The sequence below is a fragment of the Ectobacillus sp. OTK genome (assembly GCF_059698935.1).
On sequence record NZ_AP048547.1, the window covers coordinates 1,616,794 to 1,629,248 of the forward strand.

Annotated in this window: 9 protein-coding genes; 7 read left to right on the top strand and 2 right to left on the bottom strand. The window is 38.3% G+C overall.

The window, feature by feature from the left end; translation table 11 throughout:
• Window positions 1-37: 37 nt before the first annotated feature.
• Both AC6HZ4_RS07920 and AC6HZ4_RS07925 read right to left on the bottom strand, forming a co-directional pair.
• The gene (locus AC6HZ4_RS07920) at window positions 38-193 is read right to left on the bottom strand and encodes a hypothetical protein (protein WP_497494438.1); all 156 of its coding nucleotides are present in this window, start codon (window positions 191-193) and stop codon (window positions 38-40) included.
• A 907-nt stretch (window positions 194-1,100) separates the two neighbouring features.
• On the bottom strand, window positions 1,101-2,732 hold the full coding sequence (locus AC6HZ4_RS07925) for a PucR family transcriptional regulator (RefSeq protein ID WP_497494439.1): 1,632 nt from the start codon (window positions 2,730-2,732) through the stop codon (window positions 1,101-1,103).
• Window positions 2,733-2,945: 213 nt separating this feature from the next.
• Between AC6HZ4_RS07925 and allC the strand changes: the two genes are divergently transcribed.
• From allC to AC6HZ4_RS07960, 7 genes are all read left to right on the top strand, one after another.
• Entirely contained in the window at window positions 2,946-4,193 is a 1,248-nt protein-coding gene (allC, locus tag AC6HZ4_RS07930; RefSeq protein ID WP_497494440.1) for an allantoate deiminase, read from the top strand.
• A 55-nt stretch (window positions 4,194-4,248) separates the two neighbouring features.
• Window positions 4,249-5,454, top strand: coding sequence for a pyridoxal-phosphate-dependent aminotransferase family protein (locus AC6HZ4_RS07935; protein WP_497495641.1), 1,206 nt, complete (start codon window positions 4,249-4,251; stop codon window positions 5,452-5,454).
• Window positions 5,455-5,625: 171 nt separating this feature from the next.
• The gene (locus AC6HZ4_RS07940) at window positions 5,626-6,975 is read left to right on the top strand and encodes a uracil/xanthine transporter (protein WP_497494441.1); all 1,350 of its coding nucleotides are present in this window, start codon (window positions 5,626-5,628) and stop codon (window positions 6,973-6,975) included.
• Window positions 6,976-7,200: 225 nt separating this feature from the next.
• Window positions 7,201-8,379, top strand: a complete 1,179-nt coding sequence (locus AC6HZ4_RS07945; protein WP_497494442.1) for an amidase — start codon at window positions 7,201-7,203, stop codon at window positions 8,377-8,379.
• 46 nt (window positions 8,380-8,425) lie between these two features.
• Window positions 8,426-9,286 carry a fumarylacetoacetate hydrolase family protein gene (locus AC6HZ4_RS07950; RefSeq protein ID WP_497494443.1) on the top strand — a complete coding sequence of 287 codons (861 nt, stop codon included), beginning with the start codon at window positions 8,426-8,428 and terminating at the stop codon, window positions 9,284-9,286.
• A 498-nt stretch (window positions 9,287-9,784) separates the two neighbouring features.
• A complete protein-coding gene (locus AC6HZ4_RS07955; protein ID WP_497494444.1) occupies window positions 9,785-11,161 on the top strand; it encodes an allantoinase in 1,377 nt (458 codons plus the stop codon).
• Between the two features lie 444 nt (window positions 11,162-11,605).
• Window positions 11,606-12,400 (top strand): hypothetical protein, encoded by a 795-nt coding sequence (locus AC6HZ4_RS07960; RefSeq protein WP_497494445.1) that lies wholly within the window; start codon window positions 11,606-11,608, stop codon window positions 12,398-12,400.
• Window positions 12,401-12,455: the final 55 nt, after the last annotated feature.

Here is a 12,455-nt window from a genome sequence, read left to right on the forward strand (position 1 = left end):
AAACAGCTCTGCTATTGCTAACATAAGCTCCCCTTGGCTAATACCTAATAAACAAGTGCAACAAAATATCCTGTAAGTCCTGGAACGCTAGAAGTCCAGATACCTTTTGACCTAATTCCATATAAATCGGATGAAGAATTCCTGTCATAAATTCAATAGTTGTTGCAACTAAAGCCAAGGTAACTGCTAGCATTGAGATATATCCTATCTGCAATCATTCATGGAAAAGCAACAGGAACATGTACTAAACTTTGCTCCTGAGTTCTAATCAAGCTACAAAGAAAAGCCATACACAGCTATTAACACTGGAATTCATGCAATACTTCTGTTACAAATTTCATCGTTAACCGATCTACCCCCTAATTTTATAAGACTTGTTTTTTGAATTACTGCAAAAAATACCAGAAATAAGAAATGTAAAAGAATTTATATTGATTTACAACCTCTTTCGTCACACATAATGTCATTCAGTGTAAACAAAACTAACATGTATGTAGTTTATATAATATTCTTTTTAGAGTCATTAGGAGAAATGTGAATTTTCCGAAACTTCTTTGTACCTTTTAACCAAAATCATTTATAGTATCAAGAAGGATACACATTAAAAGTATGTATAATTTAAACAGAAAAGGAGGAAGTGAAGGGATTGATTCTTTGTAGTACATTAAAATCTAAATACCTGGATGTTTCTTTGGAATGTTAGTTATCATGGTCTTGTATACGCAAAGGGAGAGTCTTTGAGCTGGACTCTGTAAAGTTTTAAATCCGCTAATCATCGCTCCGATATACATCTCTTCTATTCTGAAAATTTATTAACTATTATGTAAGAACGTGATTTTCTTATATTCTTTTGTGACGAAGCCCTGCTGGCCGACCCTCAGGTGCACTTTTTCAGCAGGAATGGCACATTTTTTATTCAAGTACGGTGAAAGAGCATTCTTATTAGAAGCAGAAGAACGAACAAAATAGAGGAGCCCATCTCAATCGAGTTGGGCTTTATCAAGGATTCTTTTTGTACAAAATTAAGAATAGAAGGTTATAAGAGGAATCATACCATGACGAAGAGATGTTTAGGCTTTTTCCAGGCTGGATTTCTATTTTCAATCAAGCTCGCTATTCCCCTGGATTAAAGTTTTGATTCTAAAAGCGAGACGAAGCCGTAATGTTTCATCTGGGTCTTTTAAACTTCTGCCAATAATCTCTTCGCATTTTTCCAGACGATAAATTACAGTATTGCGGTGCACATATAATCGCTTTGCTGTTTCAGCCAGCTCACAATGTGTTTCTAAATAAACAGATAAAGTATGGAGCAGTAGTTCATGATCTTTTTTCGATTTATTGGCAAACGCTTGAAAGGTGTCTGTATAAAACTTTTTTAATTGATCATAAGGAATCATTCGTAAAATCTCTGGAACTTCCTTAGGTTGATAAGTTTCAATAAATTGTTTCTTTCCTGACATATTTCCGTAGTATAAAGTGTCTGTTGCTTCTTTATACGAGATAGGAATTTGTATTAATTGCTGCGCATAATTGCTAATACCGAAGGAAATCCCCTCTTGGAAGTGTGTCGCAATCTTTGTTTGTATTGCTTTTAAAAATGAAAAGAATGGTTCTTCAAGGGCTCTCCATCCGTCTTTTGCTTGTGTAAGTAAGATGTATGAGTCATCAGTTGTAAAAAGATGCATCTTTTGGTGAAAAAGCTGCAGTTCTGACTCAATTATATCGTAAATCAGTTCTCGCTCTAATTGGTGCTGAATAAACGAAATATTCTTCTCTTTATTATCTATTCTGCCAACTGCACAAACATACGGTTGTTCATTTACTAGCCCAAATTCCCTGCCTCGGCTAATTACTTCCTCGGTTGTAGAAAATGAACCATTAATAAAATTCGTAAAAAACTCATTTTGAATTCGTCTTGTATTTTGCTTTAATGCATCTTCTTTCATTAATTCAAATGCAATGACATTTGTCGCTTGCTTAACTGTTAAAATGGTTGAATGGTTTGATAAAGGTATAAATCCTAATACACATAGGTAGCTGGATTGCTTATGCGTGTAAACAGGAAAGAGTGTGATTGTCTCTCGAGCCCCATTTAATAAGGAGAATGCAGACATAGTTGTGTTTGAAAGATGAAAGTGATGTCCACCTGCAATTAATGTCTCCAATTGTTCAAAAATGGAAGCATTATCAAAATCATTTACAACCGGACGCAAATGATGGTTCAGCAGTGCAACAGGCAAGCGAATAAGGGAAGACAAACTTTCAAGAATTTTATGTATCCCCTGTCCGCTTATAATGTGGTTACTGAATTGTTGATGTGTTTGCATGGCATTATGGAGCTCATTTGTACGAGTATCAAGAATATAGCTCAATGACTTATTCACAATATCCCCTAATGAAGTGTGAACAGGAAGTTCTAAGAGCGGAAACTGAAGTTCGTTTGCAAGCAAAATAGCAGCCTTAGGTATTTCATTTAAAAACCGCTTTGTTTTAATCCCTAATCCTGAACATCCTTGTTTCTCCATTTCTTTAATAAGTTGTAATAATGAATCAAGATCATCCTTGAAATGAAAGGCTGTTGTTACGAGCAGTTCATTTTTCTTTAAAAAATGAATGATATCGGGGGCGTCCATCATGTTTACTGTATTCACTTCACGTTCAATTCCTTGTTTCCCTGCCGTTAAGGCGGTCCCTTTAAACACAGGAATATCCAATAGCTCACTTAATCTCATTCTCTGTATTTCTCCTCTGTAGAATATTTTCAAGTTTATCACATTTTAACTGGAATTCTAGTTAAAATAAACAACAAAATAACTAAACTTTTCACATTTATGTGAATGTTTTTGCTTAGCATTTATTTTACAATTATTTTAGATTTTCCATCATGTTAGCATATATAACAATTAATGATAGAAAAAAGGATTATTAGAATAGGGGGGATTAGGTTGATTATAGGCGAAAATAAGTCATCTGCCTTATTCACACAAATTGAAGAGATGGTGGAGTGGTTAGCTTCATTCGGAAAAACAAAAAGCAACGGAGTTACACGCCAACTGTATTCAAAAGAATGGCAAGCTGCTCAGCAAGCAATTAAAAAACGGATGGAGGAAGTTGGGCTCCGTGCATATTATGATGATGTCGGAAATTTATTTGGCAGATTAGATGGTAAACAAGAAAACACCTCTACCATTTTAACAGGATCTCATATTGATACTGTCGTAGATGGAGGGAAATATGATGGAGCATATGGGATAATTGCTAGTTTAATAGCTGTAGAATATTTATATAAACATTATGGATTGCCCCAAAAAAATATAGAAGTTGTTTCTTTATGCGAAGAAGAGGGAAGCCGTTTCCCTATGACATATTGGGGCTCCGGCAGTATCACCGGGATCAAATCATTTGAAGATGTACAGAATTTGAAGGATGCAAACGGCACGCCTTTTATAGAAGCAATGCAGCAAGCAGGGTTTGGTCAAGGGAAATACCCGCAAGCAAAGCGAAATGATCTAGACTGTTTTATTGAATTGCACATAGAACAAGGGGAAGTGTTAGAAAGAGAAGGAAAAGCTATTGGAATTGTTAGCCATATTGTCGGGCAGAGGAGATATAATATCACAGTGATTGGAGAAAGCAACCATGCCGGTACAACACCAATGGGCTGGCGTAAAGATGCAATGTATGCAGCAACCGAGCTGATCCAAGTACTCATGCAAAAAGCGAAGGAAACATCACCTGACTTAGTTGCTACAGTAGGTCAAATTTATTTAGAGCCCAATATATCAAATGTTATCCCAGGAAAAGTAACATTTAGTGTTGATATTCGTCATAGCGATGAAAATGTTCTTGTTGAATTTTGTGACGATGTATTTAAAGAATTTAGATTAATTGCAAGCAAGCATCATACTGAGTTAACTATTCATAATTGGATGAATGAAAAACCAGTAAAGATGTGCGAAAAGTTGAATAAAATCTCAGAATCAATTTTAGAGGAAGAACAAATACCGTTTAAGAAAATGACAAGCGGGGCTGGTCATGATTCGCAAGTTTTTGGGCAGTCCTGCGCAACTTCTTTATTGTTTGTACCGAGCCATAAAGGAATTAGCCATTCGCCGTATGAGTTTACGAGGACAGAAGATTTAGTAAAGGGTATTCAATTATTAATAAAGGTTTTATATGAATTAGCATACTAAGGAGGGGAAAATAGTGAAAGCTTTTCTAGAGATTAATTCACCATTACGAACAATTATGACTCCGGGACCTGTAGAGGTTGATCCAAGAGTGCTGCGTGCAATGAGTACTCCAATCCTAGGACAGTTTGATCCAGCTTTTACCCAAATGATGAATGAAACGATGGAGATGCTTCGTCAAGTGTTTCAAACAAAAAATCAATGGGCGTTTCCGATCGACGGAACATCCCGAGCTGGTATTGAAGCTGTACTGTGCAGCGTATTGGAGCCGGGAGATAAGGTGCTTATCCCCATCTTCGGTAGATTCGGACATTTGTTAACAGAAATTGCTGAGCGTAATGGAGCGGAAATCCACATTATCGAATGTAAGTGGGGAGAAGTATTCGATCAAGAGGAAATCATTAATGAAATGAAAAGAGTAAAACCAAAGGTACTTGCGATTGTGCATGGTGAAACGTCAACTGGCTGTATGCAGCCATTAGATAAAATCGGGCCTGCTTGCCGGGAGCTTGATGTCTTATGTATTGTCGATGCAGTTGCGACTATTGGCGGAACAGAGGTAAAGGTAGATGAATGGCAGCTTGATGCGGTAATAGGAGGGACGCAAAAATGTTTGTCCGTTCCTTCCGGTATGGCTCCAATTACGTATAATGAACGTGTGGAACGGGTGCTTTCTGCTAGGAAAAAGGTAGAAAGAGGTGTTGCACAGGAACAGGATAGAAGGAATGTTCAACAGCCAATTCGCAGTAATTATTTTGATTTAAGCCAACTGCAGGATTATTGGGGACCAAGAAGGTTAAATCATCATACAGAAGCAACATCAATGCTTTACGCATTACGTGAGGGAGTACGCATTGTTTTACAAGAAGGGCTAGAGGAACGATTTGAGAGACATCGTTTGCACGAGAAAGCACTTATAGAAGGAATTAAAGCAATGGGCTTGGAATTATTTAATGATGTTCCTTGGAAGTTACCTATGGTTACGTGTGTTACAATTCCATCCGGTATCGACGGCGAGTCGGTAAGAACGATGCTGCTTGGGCAGTTTGGCATAGAGATTGCCAGCTCATTTGGTCCTCTTCACGGAAAGATCTGGAGAATTGGAACGATGGGGTACAGCTGCCGAAAAGAGAATGTTTTATTTGTTCTGGCAGCTCTTGAAGCTGTGTTGATCCGTCATAATGCACAGATTCAAATCGGGCGAGGCTTACAAGCTGCGCTGGATGTATATGAATTACCAAATCTAGCAGTCAAGCAGCAGTAAAAATGAGCGGTTTTAAATTTGAAATCTAAAAAAGATTCCGGCTAGATCCGGAATCTTTTTGCGCAGGATGAACGAACTTTTTCTTTGGGATGACCTGGGACTAGTTTATAAATCAGTTATAAAACTAGTTCATTTCTTCAACGCTTTCCCAAAGATATAGAAGGTGGACTTATGACAAATCTATTCAGAACGGAACATTGGCTTGCTGGATTACAATGGCTTTTTTTCCTTTTCACAAATACAGTTGTCATTCCTATTACTGTAGGAGCAGCTTTCCAGCTTCCTCAAGGCAAAATGATATCCCTAGTTCAATTCTCTTTTCTTTTTACGGGGTTAGCTTGTATGATGCAGGCTGTACTAGGACATAAACGATCCGTGATGGAGGGGCAATCTGGATTGTGGTGGGGAGTAATTTTAAGTCTTTGTTACGCAGCGCCTTCTCAAGGGGTATCATTAACTACTCTCGGGGGAAGCTTAGCTGTTGGAATTATTATCTCCGGATGCACTACGATGGCCATTGGATTAAGCGGTTTTTCGCAACATTTTTCGAAGTGGTTTAACTCCGGTGTAATGGCTGTGTTTATGTTCTTACTAGGGTGCAGATTAAATACAATTTTCCTTCAGGGGATGCTAGGTATTCCTTTTGGGACCCAATCGGAAACACCACATATTGACCTGCCTATTTTCTTGCTATCTAGTATTGTTGCCGTTTTTGTTATTGTTTTTAGCATTAAAGCACCTCCTGCATTCAGCAGATATTCACTATTAATGGGGATCATTGGGGGATGGGGCCTGTTCGAGTTGTTCTTTCATAAAAAAGAAACCATTGATGTTGCGGGGAAAATGGATATGGGATTGTTTCCGCTTGGTGCACCTAGTCTGGACATAGGATTCATTGTAATAGCTGTCATCGCTGGTCTTATTAATACATCGAATACATTCGGAGCACTAAAGGGTACCGATGAGATTTATAAAACAAATGCAACTGCAAAACAATATAGAAGCTCATTTATGATAAGCGGGTTATTTGCTATTATTGCAGGATTGTTCGGGATGGTTCCTTATGCTCCGTATGTATCGTCAATTGGTTTTCTCAATCAAACTAAAATTTTGGATAGAGTCCCCTTTATAATTGGCGGGGGGATATTCATGCTGATGGGGCTGATTCCGGCTATCAGCAGTTTAATGGTTAGGCTTCCTTTAAGTGTGGGGAGTGCAGTTTTATTTGTTACCTATTTACGTCTGCTGCACACATCACTTCAATATTTTGCGCAGATTCATTTAAATGCGGCGAATGTTTATCGCTTAGCAGCGCCTTTATTCATTGGAATTATTTTTATGACATTTCCTTCCTCTTACTTTGAAACAGCTCCTAGTATTTTGCGCCCGCTGCTAAGCAATGGATTATTAGTCGGGATTTTATTGTCCCTTTTATTAGAAAATATTCGTTTTAAATGGTTAGCTGCAAGAAAAGATCCAGAGCACATGAAGGAGCTTGTTCAAGAAGAGAAAGTAATATAGAAAAACTGATTGTTTTTATAGGATTGGATGTACCTTGGATCTGCTGGATGTTGGAGAGAACAAATAGACTGACAATGAAGTCTTTACCTCTTTATACGATAGACTGGTCAATTAAAACTCCTTTTTAGGCGGGAATTTGCAGCTCTTTATTTCAGAGAGTCAAGATATGCTAGTGAAAATGATTTAAAATCACCAAAAAATGGTATTGATTTGGAGGGAGTTACAATGAATGATAAGTGGAATGCATTTGTAACCGAGAATATAAGTATTGAACCAACAGGGTCAGGACGGTTAAATGGTTTGACGTTTGCTGTGAAAGATGTGTTTTCGATTCAAGGTTATACGAACGGAGCAGGAAATCCCGATTGGCTTCGCACACATGGCCCTGCGTCCCAACATGCATCTGCTATCGATCGCCTCCTTAAACATGGAGCGAGATTAAAGGGAACTCTACAGACAGATGAATTGATGTATAGTTTGAACGGTGAGAACTTTCATTACGGTACCCCTGTAAACCCAAAGGACCCTAATCGAATTCCAGGCGGATCCTCCAGCGGATCGGCAGTTGCAGTATCTGCAGGTTTAGTAGATTTTGCGTTAGGGACTGATACAGGAGGATCTGTTCGTATCCCTTCCTCTTACTGTGGAATCTATGGATTCCGGCCTACACACAGTGCAGTTCCGATTGACGGGGTGATTCCGTTAGCTAAAAGCTTTGATACAGTTGGATGGATGGCCAGAAATCCGGAATTATTGCTTGAGATCGGTCATATCCTAATCGATGGTCAAAATGAAGAAGGTCAGTTCCATAACATTTTTTTAGCAGAAGAGGCATGGGAGATCTTGGATAAAAAAGACAAGGAGGCTCTATTAGCCTTCCTTCCTGCACTAGAAGAAATATCTGATAACAGTGAGTGGATAAAAATTTCCAAGGAGGGGTTAGCTGAGTGGTCGAGTACGTTTCGTATTCTTCAAGGATTAGAGATTTGGAGCGAACACGGCGAATGGATTCGAAGGGAAAATCCGAAATTTGGACCTGGTATCGCTGAAAGATTCCAGTGGACAAGCACATTGAAAAAGAGTGAAAGCGCCCCTCAGTATGAACTAAGGGAAGAGCTCCGTCAATGGATGTCAAACCTTTTAAGAGAAGAAGGGGTGCTAGTAATTCCAACTGCTCCTGGAGCAGCACCTCTGCTCAATTTACAAGGAGAAAAAGCGGAGCAATATCGAGCGAAAACAATGCAGCTGTCCTGTATCGCAGGCTTAGCCGGGCTGCCTCAAATCACTCTCCCTTTAGCAGAAGTGAACGGGCTTCCGATAGGACTATCATTGATCGCTAATCGTCATCAAGATCTGAAGCTATTGCGTTGGACAGCTGAGTTTTTATCGAGAAGGCAGTTTTAAAAATAGTAACGGAATCATATGTAACAATGGTATAAGGAGACTATGTATGAAACTAGCAACAGTAAAAGTAAATGGTGAAGAAATTGCTGCGGTGATTTCTGGCGATAAGGCTATTTCGATTAAAACGATAAACGAGATAGAGAATAAAGGATGGAGCACGGACCTTTTTTATATTTTACAGAGTAACCAGTTAACTGAAATAAACCTTTGGTATAAAGAAGGGGGAGAAAATAAATTACAGCATTTTCCCTATATTTCAGCTGAAGAAATAGACTATGCACCGCTTTACCGCAACCCTAGAAAAATACTGGGTGTTGGCATGAACTATATGGAAAAAGCCATTGAGCTGTCAGGTAAACCTCCTGAGGAAGAACCGGTTATTTTTATGAAGCCTGATACTAGTTTGATTGGTCCGGAGGAGGCTATTAAGCTGCCTTCTCAGTCCAGTAAAGTAACAGCAGAAGCTGAACTTGGAATCATTATCGGGAAAACATGCAAAGATGTTAAAGAACAAGATGCCTACAGTGTTGTGGCCGGTTTTACCACTACCTTAGATATGACTGCAAAGGATATTCATGCGAGAAACCCCCGCTATTTGCAGCGTTCAAAAAGTTTTGATACTTTCTTTAGCTTTGGCCCATATCTTATCACTATTGATGAGTTTCCTGAGCTAAAGGACCTTGCTGTAGAAACCATTTTAAATGGAGAAGTGCGCCACCGTAACGTCGTTGCGAATATGATGTATCAACCAAGTTGGATTGTATCATTTTTTTCGCACATCATGACATTGTATCCGGGTGATATCATTATGACTGGTACTCCTGGATCTGTAGTGATTCGTGAAGGAGATATTGCCCAGTGTAATATCGATAAATTCAAACCGTTGCAAAACCCGGTTTTTGTATAAAGAAAAAGCTAAGCGTTTTAGAAGCGCTTGGCTTTTTTGTGTTCTTACCTTGGAGCTCTTGTCTATGCAAGAGGAAGTTTAAAGATTCCCGAGCAGGCAGTACTTCTTTAGCATTTTGCTTTCAGATTTGATGTACATATGTTCATGGTATATTTTATAACAATGTTTGTGCACCCATTCTTTTTTTAGGTTAAAGAGTACAATGAAAAAATAAAAAATCTACATTTTTTCTAATGAATTCATAAAACAGAAAAGATAAAATATAAAACATAAATAAAAGAGTTATATTTCATTACGCATAAAAGTAATATTACCTAACATTAAGTTTTGCGAAAGCCTTTTATTAAAAAAGGGGATAACTTAGAAAAGCATTTATAATCTAAGTCCGATTTTAGAGGGAAAATCCTGTTTTAGGACTAAAAGTATATGTATGGCTAGAATGATCGAGAAAGTTGTTTTTAACTAAAATATAACCTGTATTTATAAGGAGAAACGTGCATGGAACATTTAGATGTAATTATTAGAAATGGAAAAGTAGTTCTTCCTACAGGGGTAGCAGAAACTGACATTGGCATCAAGGACGGGAAAATTGCCGTTATTCAAAAAGAAATACCAAATGAAGCGGATTTGAAATGGGATGCTGAAAATCAATATATTTTTCCAGGCATGATTGATGTGCATGTTCATTTTAGTGAACCGGGGAGGGAGCACTGGGAAGGGTTTCATACAGGTTCAATGATGATGGCAGCAGGAGGATGCACGACTTATTTTGATATGCCGTTAAACGGAATCCCTTCAACTGTTAATCAAGATGCTCTTTATGAAAAAGCGAGGTTAGGAAATGAAAAATCCTTCGTTGACTTTAGTTTATGGGGCGGGCTTGTACCGGGAAATGAAAAAGATTTAGAACCTCTTGCTGAATCAGGTGTGATAGGCTTTAAGGCGTTTCTTTCCACAACAGGAAACAAGGAATTTGAAGCAGTAGATGATATAACATTGCTAAATGGGATGAAAATTATCGCTAAACTCAACAAGGTTTTAGCTCTTCATTCAGAAAGTGCAGCAATCACAAACTGGCTCAAGGAGGAGAAAGAAAAAGAAGGGAAATGCAGTGCCGATGACTATTTAGAAACACGCCCAATTATTGCTGAGGTTGAGGCGGTAGCACGCGCCATTTACTATGCGGAACTTACTGGATGTCCTCTTCATTTTGTACACATCAGCTCGGCCGAAGCAATAGAAAAAATCGAGCAGGCGAAACAAAAAGGAATGAATATAACTGTTGAAACTTGTCCGCACTATTTATTATTTAACCATGGGCATCTGAGAGAATTGGGTACCATCGCTAAGTGCGCTCCACCCCTACGTGAAAAAGAAGAGCAGCAAAAATTAATTTCTCTATTAATTGATAATAAATTTGATATGATCTCTTCGGACCACTCCCCGTGTCCTTATGAATTAAAGGATCCTACAGTTCATAATTTATTTCAAGCATGGGGCGGAATTAGCGGCGGACAATTCTCATTGCTTTCGATGATTGAACTTGCCTTACAGTATGATATACCATTTGAAACAGTAGCAAAATGGACAGCGTCAGCACCAGCAGAAAGATTCGGGCTTTCAGATCGAAAGGGTAAAATTGTTGAAGGGGCAGACGCTGACTTGGCAATCGTTACCTTACAAGAATCGCATGTAGTTACGGAAGAAAACTATTATGCCAAGCATAAACAAAGCTTGTATATAAACCATACTTTCCCATGCCGGGTCGTTGGGACTTTTAATAGAGGAAAATTAGTATTTAAAGATGGGAAAATAGAAGCCAAAAAACCCGATGGCGGTTGGATAAAGCCTAAAGAATATACGGCTGTTAAATAAATTTATATTTTGTGAGAATATAAAAAGCCTTTCTTCAGTATAAACGGAGGAAGGTTTTTTTTACATTTCGGTCAAAGAAGAATGTCGCAGCATCGAGGGATTTTTGAGTATGTGCTTCTATAGAAAAGGAATGGAAGAAAAAACATTTAAAATCATCGTTTAAATAAAAATAGACATCGGCCGTACAACTGTCTATTAAGATTGTGAAAATCATACAATACTTAAACGAGAAATAGGAAAGAGCCTATATTTCACTTAAATATAGGCAGAAAAAATCAAATCAATCTGTTATCAATTTTGAATCAATATCGGGAACATAAGGAATTTATGGAAAAGATTTTAACTAAAACTAAATTTTTTTTTATACAGGAAGGACAAGCGTACAATCTAAATTATTAAATTTTAATATATTTTTAGTGTGATTCTAAAAAAGGAGATAAGTATATGGGAAGCTACTACGATAGATTAAGAGCCCAACAAGATGGGTACAGCAATCATTACAGCGATAAGTACGGCCGTTATCCATGGGACAAGAAGAAAAAGAATGGGTACGACTGTTATTCCTACGACTGTCATTTATGGGACGAGAAGGAAAAGGATAAGTACGACAATCATTCATGGCATGGGAAGGAAAAGGATAAGTACGACAATCATTCATGGCACGGGAAGGAAAAGGATAAGTACGACAATCATTCATGGCACGAGAAGGAAAAGGATAAGTACGACAATCATTCATGGGACAAGAAGAAAGAGGATGGGTACGACTGTTATTCCTACGACTGTCATTTATGGGACGAGAAGGAAAAGGATAAGTACGACAATCATTCATGGGACAAGAAGAAAGAGGACAAGTACGGCAATCATTCATGGCACGGGAAGGAAAAGGATAAGTACGGCAATCATTCATGGCACGGGAAGGAAAAGGATAAGTACGACAATCATTCATGGCATGAGAAGGAAAAGGATAAGTACGGCAATCATTCATGGCACGAGAAGGAAAAGGATAAGTACGACAATCATTCATGGCATGAGAAGGAAAAGGATAAGTACGACAATCATTCATGGCACGAGAAGGAAAAGGATAAGTGCGACTGTCATTCATGGGATAAGAAGAAAGCGGATGAGCACGACTGGTATTCATGGGACAAGAAGGATGAGCATGACTGGTATTCATGGGACAAGAAGGATGAGCACGACTGGTATTCATGGGACAAGAAGGATGAGCACGACTGGTATTAATAGGATAAGAAAGCAAAACATGATGGTCCTATTGTTAATGTCAATGTAAATTGCT